Origin of the sequence: Pseudomonas sp. SWI7 (assembly GCF_006351945.1) — a bacterium.
GTDB lineage: Bacteria > Pseudomonadota > Gammaproteobacteria > Pseudomonadales > Pseudomonadaceae > Aquipseudomonas > Aquipseudomonas fulva.
Genome location: NZ_CP040930.1, coordinates 2232078 through 2247707, shown reverse-complemented (window position 1 = coordinate 2247707; position 15630 = coordinate 2232078). Strand labels below are relative to the sequence as shown.

General features: G+C 61.0%; 14 protein-coding genes. 10 read left to right on the top strand and 4 right to left on the bottom strand.

From position 1 onward, the window contains the following. Nucleotides 1–92: 92 nt before the first annotated feature. Nucleotides 93–911, bottom strand: coding sequence for a pyruvate, water dikinase regulatory protein (locus tag FH041_RS10320; protein ID WP_027916539.1), 819 nt, complete (start codon nt 909–911; stop codon nt 93–95). A 177-nt stretch (nt 912–1088) separates the two neighbouring features. On the opposite strand from FH041_RS10320, the gene ppsA reads away from it, so the two are divergent. The 9 genes from ppsA (at nt 1089) to FH041_RS10275 (ending at nt 10464) form a co-directional block, all read left to right on the top strand. Next, complete coding sequence (gene ppsA, locus FH041_RS10315) at nt 1089–3464, top strand: phosphoenolpyruvate synthase (RefSeq protein WP_140174550.1); 2376 nt, start codon at nt 1089–1091, stop codon at nt 3462–3464. A gap of 103 nt (nt 3465–3567) precedes the next feature. Then, on the top strand, nt 3568–4560 hold the full coding sequence (locus FH041_RS10310) for a lysophospholipase (protein WP_257225427.1): 993 nt from the start codon (nt 3568–3570) through the stop codon (nt 4558–4560). 95 nt (nt 4561–4655) lie between these two features. Then, complete coding sequence (gene rraA / locus FH041_RS10305) at nt 4656–5147, top strand: ribonuclease E activity regulator RraA (protein ID WP_023533704.1); 492 nt, start codon at nt 4656–4658, stop codon at nt 5145–5147. Nucleotides 5148–5174: 27 nt separating this feature from the next. Continuing rightward, the gene (locus FH041_RS10300) at nt 5175–6170 is read left to right on the top strand and encodes a zinc transporter ZntB (protein ID WP_140174546.1); all 996 of its coding nucleotides are present in this window, start codon (nt 5175–5177) and stop codon (nt 6168–6170) included. 87 nt (nt 6171–6257) lie between these two features. Further along, nucleotides 6258–6530, top strand: a complete 273-nt coding sequence (locus FH041_RS10295) for a hypothetical protein (RefSeq protein ID WP_023533663.1) — start codon at nt 6258–6260, stop codon at nt 6528–6530. Between the two features lie 2 nt (nt 6531–6532). Beyond that, nucleotides 6533–7357 (top strand): mechanosensitive ion channel domain-containing protein, encoded by an 825-nt coding sequence (locus FH041_RS10290; protein ID WP_027916543.1) that lies wholly within the window; start codon nt 6533–6535, stop codon nt 7355–7357. A gap of 114 nt (nt 7358–7471) precedes the next feature. Then, on the top strand, nt 7472–8038 hold the full coding sequence (gene sigX / locus FH041_RS10285; protein WP_023533721.1) for an RNA polymerase sigma factor SigX: 567 nt from the start codon (nt 7472–7474) through the stop codon (nt 8036–8038). Between the two features lie 110 nt (nt 8039–8148). Beyond that, nucleotides 8149–9186 (top strand): OmpA family protein, encoded by a 1038-nt coding sequence (locus FH041_RS10280; protein WP_023533705.1) that lies wholly within the window; start codon nt 8149–8151, stop codon nt 9184–9186. A gap of 252 nt (nt 9187–9438) precedes the next feature. Then, the gene (locus FH041_RS10275; RefSeq protein ID WP_027916545.1) at nt 9439–10464 is read left to right on the top strand and encodes a quinone-dependent dihydroorotate dehydrogenase; all 1026 of its coding nucleotides are present in this window, start codon (nt 9439–9441) and stop codon (nt 10462–10464) included. Between the two features lie 96 nt (nt 10465–10560). Here FH041_RS10275 and rmf read toward each other — a convergent pair whose 3' ends face one another. Further along, nucleotides 10561–10776, bottom strand: a complete 216-nt coding sequence (gene rmf, locus FH041_RS10270) for a ribosome modulation factor (RefSeq protein WP_023533691.1) — start codon at nt 10774–10776, stop codon at nt 10561–10563. Between the two features lie 557 nt (nt 10777–11333). On the opposite strand from rmf, the gene rlmKL reads away from it, so the two are divergent. After that, nucleotides 11334–13526: a bifunctional 23S rRNA (guanine(2069)-N(7))-methyltransferase RlmK/23S rRNA (guanine(2445)-N(2))-methyltransferase RlmL gene (gene rlmKL / locus FH041_RS10265; protein WP_027916546.1), complete on the top strand. Its 2193-nt coding sequence runs from the start codon at nt 11334–11336 to the stop codon at nt 13524–13526. A 43-nt stretch (nt 13527–13569) separates the two neighbouring features. Here rlmKL and dacB read toward each other — a convergent pair whose 3' ends face one another. Both dacB and FH041_RS10255 read right to left on the bottom strand, forming a co-directional pair. Further along, a complete protein-coding gene (dacB, locus tag FH041_RS10260) occupies nt 13570–15027 on the bottom strand; it encodes a D-alanyl-D-alanine carboxypeptidase/D-alanyl-D-alanine-endopeptidase (RefSeq protein WP_027916547.1) in 1458 nt (485 codons plus the stop codon). Nucleotides 15028–15268: 241 nt separating this feature from the next. Continuing rightward, nucleotides 15269–15613: a YggL family protein gene (locus tag FH041_RS10255; protein ID WP_023533709.1), complete on the bottom strand. Its 345-nt coding sequence runs from the start codon at nt 15611–15613 to the stop codon at nt 15269–15271. Between the last annotated feature and the right edge of the window lie 17 nt (nt 15614–15630).

Here is a 15630-nt window from a genome sequence, read left to right as displayed (position 1 = left end):
GCAGCACCCATAAGCCAACGATAGAGACAGGCGTTGCTCACGATGTCTGCGCTCAAACCCTACGACATCACCAGACCAAGCCCGCCACTGCCTTACTTGAACCGCCGCTCCACACCCTTCTCCACCAGGATCTTGGCCGATATTTCTTCCACCGAAAAATGCGTGGAATTGATGTTGGGAATGTTCTCGCGGCGGAACAGGCTCTCGACTTCTCGCACCTCGAATTCGCACTGGGCGAAGCTCGAGTAACGGCTATTGGGCTTGCGCTCGTGGCGAATGGCGGTCAGCCGGTCGGGGTCGATGGTCAGGCCGAACAGCTTGCTGTGGTGCTTTTTCAGCACCGCCGGCAGTTGCAGGCGCTCCATGTCGTCTTCGGTCAGCGGGTAGTTGGCCGCGCGGATGCCGAACTGCATGGCCATGTACAGGCACGTCGGGGTTTTGCCGCAACGGGACACACCCACCAGGATCAGGTCGGCCTTGTCGTAGTAATGGGTGCGAGCGCCGTCATCGTTGTCCAGGGCGAAGTTCACCGCCTCGATGCGCTCCATGTAGTTGGAATTGCCACCAATGGAGTGGGATTTGCCCACCGAATACGAGGAATGGGCGGTCAACTCCTGCTCCAGCGGGGACAGGAACGAGGAGAAGATGTCGATCATGAACCCGTTGGAGGTGGCGAGGATCTCGCGGATGTCCTGGTTGACGATGGTGTCGAAGATGATCGGCCGCATGCCGTCGCGCTCGGCCGCCGCATTGATCTGCTGAACCATGTTGCGCGCTTTTTCGGGGGAGTCGATGTAGGGCCGGGTGAATTTGCTGAAAGGAATGCTCTCGAACTGCGCGAGCAGGCTCTGGCCCAGGGTCTCGGCAGTGATGCCGGTGCCGTCGGAGATGAAGAACGCGGTTCGTTTCATTTGCGATCGGGGCCTTAGTGATGATGACGTTTCTTGATTATGATAAGTTCGCTTTGCCGAATGCGGCTGTCGGCATTCTCACTTATTTTCCAGGTACAGGCCACATGCGTCCGGCCCAGTCAAGAAGACAGGCGGGCGCCGTTGAGCTTTTCCAATACAGCTAGTGGAGAGATCACCTTGGTAGAGTACGTAGTTTCCCTCGAAAAGCTCGGCGTCCATGATGTGGAGCATGTGGGGGGCAAGAACGCATCCCTGGGCGAGATGATCAGCAATCTTGCCGGTGCCGGCGTGTCCGTGCCGGGCGGCTTTGCCACTACGGCTCAGGCGTACCGTGATTTCCTCGAGCAAAGTGGGCTCAACGACCGCATCCATGCGGCGCTCGATGCCCTGGACGTGGACGATGTCAACGCCCTGGCCAAGACCGGCGCGCAGATTCGCCAGTGGGTGATGGAAGCCGAATTCCCGGCGCGTCTGGATGCCGAGATCCGTACCGCCTTCGCCGAAATGGCCAATGGCAACGACAACATGGCCGTGGCCGTGCGCTCCTCGGCCACCGCCGAAGACCTGCCAGACGCCTCGTTCGCCGGCCAGCAGGAAACCTTCCTCAACATCCGCGGCGTAGACAACGTGATCCGTGCTGCGAAGGAAGTGTTCGCCTCGCTGTTCAATGACCGTGCCATCTCCTACCGTGTGCACCAGGGCTTCGACCACAAGCTGGTCGCACTCTCGGCTGGCGTGCAGCGCATGGTCCGTTCCGAAACCGGCACCGCCGGCGTGATGTTCACGCTGGACACCGAGTCGGGATTCCGTGACGTCGTGTTCATCACCGGTGCCTACGGCCTGGGTGAAACCGTGGTCCAGGGCGCGGTCAACCCTGACGAATTCTACGTACACAAGCACACCCTGCAGGCTGGCCGTCCGGCCATCCTGCGCCGCAACCTGGGCAGCAAGGCGATCAAGATGGTCTATGGCGAAGAAGCCAAGGCCGGTCGTTCGGTCAAGACGGTCGAAGTCGATCGCGCCGAGCGTGCCCGCTTCTGCCTGAGCGACGACGAAGTCAACGAGCTGGCCAAGCAGGCGATGATCATCGAGCAGCATTATCAGCGCCCGATGGACATCGAGTGGGCCAAGGACGGTGACGATGGCCGGTTGTACATCGTCCAGGCCCGCCCCGAGACCGTGAAGAGTCGCGCCAGCGCCAACGTCATGGAGCGTTACCTGCTCAAGGAAAAAGGCACCGTGCTAGTCGAAGGCCGCGCCATCGGCCAGCGCATCGGCGCCGGCAAGGTCCGCGTGATCAACGACGTGTCCGAGATGGACAAGGTCCAGCCAGGCGACGTGCTGGTCTCCGACATGACCGACCCGGACTGGGAACCGGTCATGAAGCGTGCCAGTGCCATCGTCACCAACCGTGGCGGGCGTACCTGCCATGCGGCCATCATTGCCCGTGAACTGGGTATTCCGGCGGTCGTCGGTTGCGGCAACGCTACCCAGATTCTCAAAGATGGGCAGGGCGTGACCGTCTCCTGCGCCGAAGGCGATACCGGCTTCATCTTCGAGGGTGAACTGGGCTTCGACATCAAGCAGAACTCGGTGGACGCCATGCCCGAGCTGCCGTTCAAGATCATGATGAACGTCGGCAACCCGGACCGCGCCTTCGACTTCGCCCAGCTGCCCAACGCCGGTGTAGGCCTGGCCCGCCTGGAGTTCATCATCAACCGCATGATCGGCGTGCACCCCAAGGCATTGCTCAACTACGCCGGCCTGCCGGCTGACCTGAAGGACAGCGTCGACAAGCGCATCGCCGGTTATGACGACCCGGTCGGTTTCTATGTGGAGAAGCTGGTCGAAGGCATCAGCACCCTGGCAGCGGCGTTTTATCCCAAGAAAGTGATCGTTCGCCTGTCGGACTTCAAGTCCAACGAGTACGCCAACCTGATCGGCGGCAAGCTGTACGAGCCCGAAGAAGAAAACCCGATGCTGGGCTTCCGTGGAGCCTCGCGCTACATCAGCGAGGCGTTCCGCGATTGCTTCGAACTCGAGTGCCGCGCACTCAAGCGCGTGCGCAACGAAATGGGCCTGACCAACGTCGAGATCATGGTGCCGTTCGTGCGTACCCTCGGTGAGGCCAGCCAAGTGGTCGACCTGCTGGCGGAAAACGGCCTGGCCCGTGGCGACAACGGCCTGCGCGTCATCATGATGTGCGAACTGCCGTCCAACGCCATCCTGGCCGACGAGTTCCTCGAATACTTCGACGGTTTCTCCATCGGATCGAACGACCTGACCCAGCTGACGTTGGGTCTGGACCGTGATTCGGGCATCATTGCCCACCTGTTCGATGAGCGAAATCCCGCGGTCAAGAAGCTGCTGGCCAACGCCATCGCGGCGTGCAACAAGGCCGGCAAGTACATCGGCATTTGCGGTCAGGGCCCTTCGGATCACCCAGACCTGGCCAAATGGCTGATGGAGCAGGGCATCGACAGCGTATCGCTGAACCCGGACTCGGTGCTCGAAACCTGGTTCTACCTGGCCGAAGGCCAAAGCGCGACCTGATACCGAAAAACGCGAGGGGCGTCTGGCGTCCCTCGCCTGGTTTTTTCCAGGGCGAGTTCCAGCGATGGATTTCGCCCTTTTTTGTGCGACAAGCAACCGACCTATGCAAAGCAGCAGTACATTATTTCCCGTCGCCTTGCTCAGTGCCGAGCGTCGCGGCGACCTCAGTGAAGACGTCTATCGCATCAAGGCCGGCTTGGGTCCCGATCCCAGCGTGGAGCTGGCCGTGACCCGGCTGGGCTTGGCTGACCAGAACACCGCCCAGGGTATTCCGGTCATCTTGCTGCATGGCAGCTTTTCCAATCGGCGTTTCTGGTATTCACCCAAGGGCGGTGGCCTTGGGGCCTACCTGGCCCGGGCCGGCTTCGATGTATGGATCCCCGAGATGCGTGGTCACGGGCTGTCGCCGCGCAATCGGGATTGGGCACAGAACACGGTGGCCGCCTACGCGCGCGACGACGTACCGGCCATCGGTGCCTTCGTGCATGAGAAAGCGGGCAGGGCGCCCCTGTGGATTGGGCATTCGTTGGGCGGCACTACCTTGGCGGTCGCCCTGGGGAGCGGCGCGTTGGCTGCGCAGCATGTGTCGGGTGTGGCGCTATTCGGTTCCCAGGTAAGCCGCAGCTACTGGCCGTTGAAAGTGCCTCCGGTGGTGTGGGGCATGCGCTGGCTGCTGCGCCGCTGGGGGCATTTGTCTGGCTCGCGCTTTGGGCGCGGGCCAGAGGATGAACCCGTCGGCCTTGCCTTGGAACACATGCGCTGGCACGGATTGTTCGGGCGTTTTGGCGACAAGCAGGGCGACTGGTGGGCAGGCCTTGCTCAAGTCGACGTGCCGACCCTGGCCGTCGCAGCCACGGCCGACCAGCAGAGCCCGCCGTGGGCCTGCCGCACGTTGTTCGAGCAACTCGGTGGCGCGCACAAGCAGTTCCTCTGCCTTGGGCCTGCGGCGGGCTTCGGTGCCTTTGGCCATGCGGACATGCTGGCCAGCCAGGCTGCCCACGTGCAGGTATGGCCGCTGGTAGAACGCTGGCTGCGTGAGCCCAGGTTGCCGGTGCATGCGTCCATCGAGGCCTTGGCGCTCGTGCCCGCGCTATGAAAGGCGCTGACCGTGCGGTCTCGGGTGACTGCGGTGTGCTCCAAGGTGTAGCCTTGGCCCTCAATCGCTTTCGTTGTGACTGACAGGAGCTTGCCATGCAGCATTACGTAACGCCCGACCTGTGTGACGCCTATCCGGACCTCGTGCAGGTGCTGGAGCCGATGTTCAGCAACTTTGGTGGCCGCGATTCGTTCGGTGGCCAGATCGTCACCATCAAGTGCTTCGAGGACAACTCGCTCGTGCGTGAGCAGGTCGAACTCGATGGCCGGGGCAAGGTGTTGGTGGTCGACGGCGGCGGCTCGCTGCGTCGCGCCCTGTTGGGCGACATGCTTGCCGAAAAAGCGGCGAAAAACGGCTGGGAAGGCCTGGTGATCTACGGCTGCGTGCGCGACGTCGACGCACTGATCCAGACCAACGTGGGTGTGCAGGCGCTGGCCAGCCACCCGCTCAAAACCGACAAGCGTGGCATTGGCGACCTCAACGTCGTGGTGAGTTTCGCGGGCGTGACCTTCAGGCCCGGTGAATACGTGTACGCCGACAACAACGGCGTACTGGTCTCGCCAAGCCCGTTGCAGATGCCGGAGTGACGCGCCGCTGGCGCTGATGGAGCTTTGATGTTCGAGGAAGACAACGCGCAGTGGGGGCTGGTGCATGCCCTGGTGCTCGATGGCAAGGGCGGGGCACGCGCCATCGCCCGAACCGAGCTGGCCGATTTGCAACTGCAACCTGAGCAAAGCCTCTGGTTGCACTGGGACCGCAGCCACCCCCAAACCCGGTCATGGCTGCTGAGCGAGAGTGGCCTTAGTGAATTCGCCTGCGAGCTGTTGCTGGAAGAGAACACTCGGCCGCGCTTGCTGCCGATGGCCGACGAGCAATTGTTGCTGTTTCTGCGTGGGGTCAACCTCAACCCTGGTGCCGAGCCTGAGGACATGGTTTCGGTGCGAATCTTCGCCCAGGCCCAGCGCGTGATTTCGCTGCGCTTGCGCCCGCTCCGGGCCAGCGACGAAGTCCTGCTGCAACTGGAGCAGGGCAGGGGGCCGAAGACAGCTTCCGAGTTGCTGTTGCTGATGGGCGAACTGCTGACCGAGAAAGTCCAGGGTTTGGTCAGCGATCTGTCCGAATTGGTCGACCTCGAAGAAGAAAAGGTAGAGGTTGACGAGCGACACCTGCCTGATCAGGGCAGCTTGCAGCAGATCCGCCGCCGCGCGGCTGGGCTGCGACGTTTCCTGGCCCCGCAGCGCGACATCTATGCACATCTTTCACGCAGCAAGTGGAGCTGGTTTGCCGAGGTCGATGCCGATTACTGGAACGAGCTGAACAACAGCCTGATCCGCTATCTCGAAGAGCTCGAACTGACCCGCGAACGTGCGGCATTGGTGCTTGAGAGCGAAGACCGCCGCCGCAGCGAACGGATGAACCGCACCATGTACCGGTTTGGCATCATCACCTGCATCTTTCTGCCAATGAGCTTCATCACCGGGCTGTTGGGCATCAACGTGGGTGGCATTCCTGGGGCGCAGAACCCTTACGGGTTTCTCATAGCGTGCCTGGTGGTGCTGGGGCTGGCAGCAGGGCAATGGTGGTTGTTCCGGCGCTTGCAGTGGGTATAGCCGCCAGCGCGCCAGCAGCCTGGTCGACACAAGGTGTGACCCGTCGCCAGGCCGTCTCGTCTCTTGCTGATACTACGCGAGGTGCCCATGCACGATCCGTTCGAACAATCCCTGCGTGACCTGCTCAAGGCATCCCCGTCCGGCAATGACCGCCATGACCAGGATGATGCCGCCTGCCTGGGTCGCGTGCTCAAGACCGCCAACCGTCAGGTTGGCGCCGGTGATCTGTTCAGCTTGCTTGGCCGTTGGAGCCAGGCGCTGATGATCGCCATCAACAATGGCTCGGCGCACGTCGCGCCGGTGCGCAGACATTCTTCCCGCAACGCTGCCGCTGGCAGCAAAGCTGATAAGGCCGACTGAATATGGAACTCGATCTCTGGACCCAGAGCCTGGTCACCGCCATGACCGCCCTATGGACCAAGGTGGCGAACTTCATCCCCAACTTGTTCGGCGCGTTGGTGGTGGTGCTGCTGGGCTTTGTGGTAGCCAAGCTGCTCGATACCTTGCTCTCCAAACTGCTGGCCAAGCTTGGCCTTGATCGCCTGATGGCCGGTACGGGTCTGACCAAGATGCTGGGCCGGGTTGGCATTCAGGTACCGATTTCTACCCTGATCGGCAAGATCGTCTACTGGTTCGTGCTGCTGATCTTCCTCGTATCGGCCGCCGAGTCGCTGGGCCTGGAGCGCGTCTCGGCCACGCTCGACATGCTGGCCTTGTACCTGCCCAAGGTGTTCGGTGCAGCGTTGATATTGCTCGCGGGCGTGCTCCTGGCGCAGGTGGCCAACGGCCTGGTGCGCGGCGCTGCCGAAGGCGTGGGGCTTGAGTACGCCGCGGGGCTTGGACGCATCGTTCAGGGCCTTGTCATCATCATCAGCATCTCAGTGGCTATCAGCCAGCTGGAGGTCAAGACCGACCTGCTCAACCATGTGATCGTTATCGGCCTGATTACCGTTGGTCTGGCCGTTGCGCTGGCCATGGGCCTGGGTAGCCGCGAGATCGCGGGTCAGATCCTGGCGGGCATCTACGTCCGCGAGCTGTTCCAGGTGGGCCAGCAGGTGCGCATTGGCGAGGTAGAAGGGCATATCGAGGAAATCGGCACGGTCAAGACGGTGATCCTCACCGACGATGACGAGCTGGTCTCCCTGTCCAACCGAGAATTGCTCGAGCAGCGGGTCAATAGCCGCTGACCGCACAAAGCTGTTAATGTATGCCGCCGCAAAAACCGACCCTCCTGGGCGTTTGCGGCGACATTGACCTGACTGTCGGCCAGATTCGTTTTGAATAAAGTCCCCACGCCGCCCATGCGCTACGACCCCCGCGAACTCACCGACGAAGAGTTGGTGGCGCGCTCGCATGAGGAGCTGTATCACGTCACCCGCGCGTATGAGGAGCTCATGCGTCGCTATCAGCGAACCCTGTTCAACGTATGTGCACGTTATTTGGGGAACGACCGGGACGCGGATGATGTCTGTCAGGAAGTCATGTTGAAAGTGCTCTATGGTCTCAAGAATTTCGAGGGAAAATCCAAATTCAAGACCTGGCTTTACAGCATCACCTACAATGAATGCATCACCCAGTACCGCAAGGAGCGCCGCAAGCGCAGGTTGATGGATGCCTTGAGCCTGGACCCTGTTGAAGAGGCGTCCGAGGACAAGGCCCCAAAGGCCGAAGAAAAGGGCGGGCTGGACAAGTGGCTGGTCCATGTGAACCCGATCGATCGGGAAATCCTGGTGCTGCGATTCGTCGCCGAGCTGGAGTTCCAGGAGATCGCGGATATCATGCACATGGGGCTCAGCGCGACGAAAATGCGATACAAGCGTGCGCTTGACAAGCTTCGGGAGAAATTTGCCGGTCTGGATGAAACTTAACGACCAGCAAATATCTCTAACGAACCGGCGAGTTCTGCTAGACTCGCCGACGAGTTGTCCCCCCGGTTTTGGTGGGACTGCTTAACTATCACCAGATGGGGATTTAACGGATGAAACTGAAAAACACCTTGGGCTTGGCCATTGGTTCGCTCGTAGCCGCCACCTCGATTGGCGCTATGGCACAAGGCCAAGGCGCCGTCGAAACTGAAATCTTCTACAAGAAAGAATTCTTCGACAGCCAGCGCGACTTCAAAAACGACGGTAACCTGTTCGGCGGCTCCATCGGTTACTTCCTGACCGACGACGTTGAACTGCGTCTGGGCTACGACGAAGTCCACAACGCTCGTGGCGACGACGGCAAGAACATCAAGGGCTCCAACACCGCCCTGGACGCCGTTTACCACTTCAACAACCCGTACGACGCCATCCGTCCGTACGTTTCCGCTGGTTTCTCGCACCAGTCGATCGGCCAGACCGGCCGTGGTGGTCGTAACCACTCCACCTTCGCCAACGTTGGCGCTGGCGCCAAGTGGTACATCACTGACATGTTCTACGCCCGTGCCGGCGTAGAAGCTCAGTACAACATCGACCAGGGCGACACCGAGTGGGCTCCAAGCGTTGGTGTTGGTCTGAACTTCGGCGGTAGCCCGAAGAACCAGGCTGCTCCTGCACCTGCTCCAGTTGCTGAAGTCTGCTCCGACTCCGACAACGACGGCGTTTGCGACAACGTCGACAAGTGCCCAGACACCCCGGCCAACGTCACTGTTGACGCCGACGGCTGCCCGGCTGTTGCCGAAGTCGTTCGCGTTGAGCTGGACGTCAAGTTCGACTTCGACAAGTCGGTCGTCAAGCCTAACAGCTACGGCGACATCAAGAACCTGGCTGACTTCATGAAGCAGTACCCACAGACCACCACCGTGGTTGAAGGTCACACTGACTCCGTAGGTCCAGACGCTTACAACCAGAAGCTGTCCGAGCGTCGTGCCAACGCTGTCAAGCAGGTCCTGACCCAGCAGTACGGCGTAGAATCCAGCCGTGTTGACTCGGTTGGCTACGGCGAAACCCGTCCGGTTGCCGACAACGCCACCGAAGAAGGCCGTGCTATCAACCGTCGCGTTGAAGCTCAGGTAGAAGCCCAGGCCAAGTAATTGGTTTGAAGCTTCATGAAAAACCCGGCCTCGGCCGGGTTTTTCTTTGCCTGCATGACAGCATGTGATGTCTAGCAGGCAAGCACTGGTGTAAGGCCCAGCCAAGGCAGTGCTTGCCTGCTAGACATTTGTCTGTACGTTCATCTGCCCAGGCAGCCCTCCGCAGAAAACCTGCAGGCCAACATCGGGCTGTCCTGTGCCGTTGGTGATAGCTATAATCGCCCCCTCACTCACCCCGAGTCTTGCCTGCCCATGTATACCCTGGCCCGCCAGCTGCTGTTCAAACTGTCACCGGAAACTTCTCATGATCTATCGCTGGACCTGATCGGTGCCGGCGGCCGGCTTGGCTTGAACGGCAAGCTGTGCAAGCGCCCGGCCTCATTGCCTGTCAAGGTCATGGGCCTGGATTTCGCCAACCCGGTAGGTCTGGCGGCTGGCTTGGACAAGAACGGTACGGCCATCGACGGCTTCGCCCAGCTGGGCTTCGGTTTCGTCGAGATCGGCACTGTCACGCCTCGCCCGCAACCTGGCAACCCCAAACCTCGACTGTTCCGCTTGCCAGAGGCAACTGCCATCATCAACCGCATGGGTTTCAATAACCTTGGGGTTGATCATCTGCTGGGCCGTGTACGCGCTGCCCGTTACAAGGGCGTGCTGGGTATCAATATTGGCAAGAACTTCGACACGCCAGTCGAGCGCGCGGTGGACGATTACCTGATCTGCCTGGACAAGGTCTACAGCGCGGCCAGCTACGTCACTGTCAATGTCAGCTCACCCAACACCCCGGGGCTGCGCAGCCTGCAGTTCGGGGATTCGCTCAAGCAATTGCTCGATGCCTTGGCGGAACGTCGGGCACAGCTGAGCGCCCGTCATGGCCGGCATGTGCCCTTGGCCATCAAGATTGCCCCTGACATGAGCGATGAAGAAACGGCGCTGGTGGCCGCTGCGCTTGTCGAGTCAGGCATGGACGCGGTCATCGCGACCAATACCACGCTCGGGCGCGAAGGCGTGGAGGCCCTGCCGTATGGCGGTGAAGCAGGCGGGCTCTCAGGTGCCCCCGTACGCCAGAAGAGCACACGTATCGTTCAAGTGTTGGCCGGTGAGATGGGCGGCAAGCTGCCAATCATTGCCGCAGGGGGCATCACGGAAGGAAAACATGCGGCCGAGAAGATCGCCGCCGGTGCGAGCCTGGTGCAGATCTACTCGGGCTTCATCTATAAAGGGCCGGCGCTCATTCGAGAAGCCGTGGACGCCATCGCCGCCATGCCCAAGCGGTAAGCTTGCCCGCAAAAAAAGGGCCCCATGAAGGGGCCCTTGGGCCTCAGCCCGCCGCCCTGGTGGGGCGTGCCTGGTAAATCGCGTGAATGTCCTCTATCAGCCTACGGCGTGATTTTCGTTGAGCCTGTGGATACCGGCGGTGCCAGTCATACCGTCCCAGTTGTCACCACGGCCCTCCCGCCAGCCGTTGATCCAGGCTTGACGAACAGATGGCAGGGTAAAGGGGCAAAGCTCCCGGGATTTGCCGGTGACTCCATATTGGTAGCCACGTGAAAATGCTCTTTCCAACGGATCACGCTTAAGTCTTCTCATAGGGTGTTGCCCTCACTTGTTGACTGTAATGTCCCGTCGGCCTCATGGAGGCCGGGCAGAATCGTTCTGCCGGTATGGGCTCGCTGCCGGCGTCGCGAGCCTGAAGTGCCGCTTCGTTGCGATGCGGCCTGTGCTCAGTTCTAACCAATGCAGGTGACGGTGGGAATGATCGATTTGTCATAAGCACGTAACCTTTCCAAGGGTCAGGGGATAAGTAAATAAATGCGACTCATCCTTATTCCCGCCGCAGCCCCGCAGGATCGGGGGTTAGCCGAAGTTTGACGCCATTTTGCCATCGCCTCTGTGAGGCATTTGAAATACCTCGAAATGCGACGAAGGGTCACCTAGGCCCCGGTATCGCGAGAATGTATGTACTGCTCGATGATCTAAGCTGTTTGTGCCGTCAGGCATGGATGGGTAAGTCGGGCGGCCCGGTCATCGCTCTTGCGTAAGGGGAGCGTGGCCACTTGCACACCTGTCGGAAAAGGGTGCAGGTAAACAGGGCGTCGCGATGCGTCGCAGCGCCAGTCTAATAGCCCTACTGTGCTGGATAACTCATGTCGGACCGTTTCGAACTCTACCTCACTTGTCCCAAAGGCCTTGAAAGCCTGCTTGCAGAAGAGGCCCGCAGCCTTGGCCTGGATGAGGTGCGTGAACACACCTCGGCTATTCGCGGGGCTGCCGACATGGAGACAGCCTACCGTCTGTGCCTGTGGTCCAGGTTGGCAAACCGCGTATTGCTGGTGCTCAAGCGGTTTTCCATGAAAAACGCCGACGACCTGTATGACGGTGTCAATGCCGTGGAGTGGGCTGACCACTTGGCCGCTGATGGCACCCTGGCCGTTGAGTTCAGCGGTCATGGGTCAGGGATCGACAATACTCATTTCGGCGCTCTCAAGGTCAAGGACGCCATTGTCGACAAACTGCGCAACCGTGAAGGCCTACGCCCGTCGGTGGAGAAGATCGACCCGGATGTGCGCGTGCACCTGCGCCTTGACCGGGGTGAGGCGATCCTGTCGCTGGACCTCTCCGGTCACAGCCTTCATCAGCGTGGTTATCGCCTGCAGCAAGGTGCAGCACCGCTCAAGGAAAACCTCGCTGCCGCCGTGTTGATTCGTTCCGGCTGGCCACGCATCGCTGCCCAGGGCGGCGCACTGGCCGACCCCATGTGTGGTGTCGGCACATTCCTGGTCGAGGCGGCAATGATCGCCGCGGACATCGCCCCCAACCTCAAGCGTGAGCGTTGGGGCTTCACGGCGTGGCTGGGCCATGTGCCTGCGCTCTGGCGCAAGGTGCATGATCAGGCGCAGGCGCGGGCTGAAGCTGGCCTGGCCAAGCCTGCGTTGTGGATCCGCGGCTATGAAGCCGATCCTCGCTTGATACAACCAGGGCGTAACAACGTCGAACGCGCAGGCCTGAGCGATTGGGTGAAGATCTATCAGGGCGAAGTGAGTACATTCGAGCCGCGCCCGGACCAGAACCAGAAAGGCTTGGTCATCAGCAACCCACCCTACGGGGAGCGTCTGGGTGACGAAGCCAGCCTGCTTTACCTTTACCAGAACCTTGGCGAACGCCTGCGTCAGGCATGCATGGGTTGGGAAGCCGCCGTCTTTACGGGCGCTGCGCAACTGGGCAAGCGCATGGGCCTGCGCAGCCACAAGCAGTACGCATTCTGGAACGGTGCACTGCCCTGCAAGTTGTTGCTGTTCAAGGTCCAGCCGGACCAGTTCGTGACCGGCGAGCGCCGTACCGAACCGGCTGAAGCCCTGCAAGCCCACCAGCCAGCGCAGGTGGCCAGCCAGCCTGCTCGCCTGTCCGAGGGTGCGCAGATGTTCGCCAACCGCCTGCAGAAAAACCTTCGGCAGCTGGGCAAGTGGGCTCGCCGCGAACAGGTCAGCTGCTATCGACTGTACGATGCGGATATGCCCGAGTATGCCCTGGCTGTAGACATGTATCAGGACTGGGTGCACGTGCAGGAATACGCCGCGCCGCGTTCGATCGATCCCGACAAGGCACAAGCGCGCCTGCTCGACGCGCTGGCGGCGATCCCCCAGGCCCTTGGTATTTCGCCACAACGCGTGGTGCTCAAGCGCCGGGAGCGTCAAAGCGGAACCCGCCAGTACGAGCGCCAGGCCACGGAAGGTCGCTTTCAGGAAGTGTCGGAAGCGGGGGTCAAGCTGCTGGTCAACCTGACCGACTACCTCGATACCGGCCTGTTCCTGGACCATCGGCCGATGCGCTTACGCATTCAGCGTGAGGCGGCCGGCAAGCGCTTCCTGAACCTGTTCTGCTATACCGCGACGGCTACCGTGCATGCAGCCAAGGGCGGGGCGCGCAGCACCACCAGCGTCGACCTGTCGAAAACCTACCTGGACTGGGCGCGGCGCAACCTGGCGCTCAACGGCTTTTCAGAGCGCAATCGTCTGGAACAAGGGGATGTCATGACGTGGTTGGAGGCCGAGCGTGAAAGCTACGACCTGATCTTCATCGATCCGCCCACGTTCTCCAACTCCAAGCGCATGGAAGGTGTGTTCGACGTTCAGCGCGACCACGTTCAGTTGCTGGACTTGGCGATGGCGCGGCTGGCCCCGGGTGGTGTGCTGTATTTCTCCAACAACTTCCGCAAGTTCCAGCTCGACGAGCACCTGTCTGCTCGTTACGCCGTGGAAGAGATCACCGCCCAGACGCTTGACCCGGACTTCGCCCGCAACAACCGCATCCATCGCGCCTGGAAGCTGCAGTTGCGGTGATGCGCCGACGCCTGTGCCCTTGCGGGGGCACAGGCCATGCAGGTCACTTGGCGGCTGTACTGGCGTTTGCGCTGGGCTGGCGGTAGAGGTCCAGCAGCACCTGGTCCAGCACCTGCGAGGCGCCCCACGGTTTGGGGTCGTTGAGGATAGCGGCCACTGCCCAGGTATGGCCGTTGCTGTCACGGCTGAAACCCGCGATTGCCCGTACGGTGTTGAGCGTGCCGGTCTTGATGTGGCCCTCACCGGTCATGGCGGTGCGCTTGAGCCGTTTGCGCATGGTCCCATCCATACCCACCAGCGGCAGCGAGCTCATGAACTCGGCCGCGTAGGGGCTTTTCCAGGCCGCTTGCAGCATGGCTGCCATCTCACGCGTGCTCACGCGTTCGGCGCGGGACAGCCCTGAGCCGTTTTCCATCACCAGGTGCGGCGCGGTGATGCCTTTCTTGGCCAGCCACTGACGCACGACACGCTGCGCGGCACGGGCGTCATCGCCATCGGCATCGGTACGGAACTGGGCACCCAGGCTCAGGAACAACTGCTGAGCCATGGTGTTGTTGCTGTACTTGTTGATGTCACGGATGATTTCCACCAGGTCCGGCGAGAAAGCGCGCGCCAGCAACCGTGCGCTTTTAGGCACGTTTTCGATGCGGTCGGTACCTTGGATGGTACCCCCCAGCTCGTTCCAGATGGCACGCACCGCGCCGGCGGCATAGGTCGGATGATCGAGCAGCGAGAGGTAGGTTTGGGAGTTGCAGCCATCGCCCAACTGACCACTGACGGTCACGGTGATGCCGTCGGGCTGTGGCACGGGGTTGTAGCGTACGTCGCCGGCGCAATTCTTGCTGTTGACAGCCTTAACCTGGTTGTCGATGCGAATGCTGGCAATCGGCGGCTCCACGGCAACGCTGACCCTGCCGCCGTCGTTACGCGCCACGAAGCGCAAGGCCTTGAGATTGACCAGCAACGCGTCAGGCTTCACCAGGAACGGCTTGTTCTGATCACCCCCGTCGTCATTGAATTGCGGCAGGTTGGGCTGCACGAAATGGCTGCGGTCGAGCACCAGGTCACCTGTGATGGTGCGCACGCCGTTGGCGCGAAGGTCACGCATCAGCAACCACAGCTTTTCCATGTTCAGCTTCGGATCGCCCCCACCCTTGAGGTAGAGGTTGCCGTTAAGTACACCGTTGCTGAGCGTACCGTCGGTGAAGAACTCGGTTTTCCACTGGTAGGTCGGCCCCAGCAGCTCCAGGGCGGCATAGGTGGTGACCAGTTTCATGGTCGAGGCAGGGTTGACGGACACGTCGGCGTTGAACACCGTGGCTGTACCGGGGCCATCCAAGGGCAGCATCACCAATGACAATGCCGTGTCTTGCAGCTTATTGGCCTTGAGTGCCTGTTGCACCTTGGGTGGAAGGTTTGTATTGACCGCAGCTGCCTGGCTGGTCAGGGCCAAAGGCAGCAACAGGCCGGCGAGTACGATGGGGCGGAGCGTTTTGATCATGATAAACAGATACCCTGCAACGAGGAGAAAGGGCATTGGGGCTATAAATGGATGATGGCCCCAGAACGAATGCACACGCATTATGCCCCAAGCCCCCCGGGGTTGCGCCAGTTCGATGCACATGGGTTTCACATCAGGCCGCCGCGGCGAGTGTGTGTTAAGCACCGCAGCTTTTGCGCAGACCCGAAAGTAAAAAGGCCACCCCTGGGGGTGGCCTTCTGCGAACGAACCCGACAGAGCATTACTCTGCCTTGTTGATCGGCTTTTCCGGGTACCAGGCGTCGAGCAGCGGGCTGACTTCAACCTTGGTCAATTCGCTGCGGCCTTTGAGCCAGCTTTCGACGGCAGCGCGCTGCTCTTCGGTAACCGAGCCACGCTTGACCGAGCACACCAGACCGTAATCGTCACCGCCGACATAGTCGAGGCCGTTGGCATCCATGGCTTCGGCAAGGAACGCGTCGAGGAATGCATCGATTGCCTGGTCATCCAGATCCTCTTTGAATTCCAGGTTCAGCTCGAAGCCCAATTCCTGAAACTCGTCGACACACAGCTTCTTGCGCAGACGACGGGAGCGGTTTGTGGCCATGAAACAATCCTCTTAGG

Coding starts and splice junctions, on each gene's coding strand:
- FH041_RS10255 (WP_023533709.1), bottom strand. CDS start 15,613: ATGGCCACAAACCGCTCCCGTCGTCTGCGCAAGAAGCTGTGTGTCGAC.
- rraA (WP_023533704.1), top strand. CDS start 4,656: ATGCAGCATTACGTAACGCCCGACCTGTGTGACGCCTATCCGGACCTC.
- dacB (WP_027916547.1), bottom strand. CDS start 15,027: ATGATCAAAACGCTCCGCCCCATCGTACTCGCCGGCCTGTTGCTGCCT.
- FH041_RS10290 (WP_027916543.1), top strand. CDS start 6,533: ATGGAACTCGATCTCTGGACCCAGAGCCTGGTCACCGCCATGACCGCC.
- sigX (WP_023533721.1), top strand. CDS start 7,472: ATGCGCTACGACCCCCGCGAACTCACCGACGAAGAGTTGGTGGCGCGC.
- FH041_RS10275 (WP_027916545.1), top strand. CDS start 9,439: ATGTATACCCTGGCCCGCCAGCTGCTGTTCAAACTGTCACCGGAAACT.
- FH041_RS10310 (WP_257225427.1), top strand. CDS start 3,568: ATGCAAAGCAGCAGTACATTATTTCCCGTCGCCTTGCTCAGTGCCGAG.
- rmf (WP_023533691.1), bottom strand. CDS start 10,776: ATGAGAAGACTTAAGCGTGATCCGTTGGAAAGAGCATTTTCACGTGGC.
- FH041_RS10320 (WP_027916539.1), bottom strand. CDS start 911: ATGAAACGAACCGCGTTCTTCATCTCCGACGGCACCGGCATCACTGCC.
- FH041_RS10280 (WP_023533705.1), top strand. CDS start 8,149: ATGAAACTGAAAAACACCTTGGGCTTGGCCATTGGTTCGCTCGTAGCC.
- FH041_RS10295 (WP_023533663.1), top strand. CDS start 6,258: ATGCACGATCCGTTCGAACAATCCCTGCGTGACCTGCTCAAGGCATCC.
- FH041_RS10300 (WP_140174546.1), top strand. CDS start 5,175: ATGTTCGAGGAAGACAACGCGCAGTGGGGGCTGGTGCATGCCCTGGTG.
- rlmKL (WP_027916546.1), top strand. CDS start 11,334: ATGTCGGACCGTTTCGAACTCTACCTCACTTGTCCCAAAGGCCTTGAA.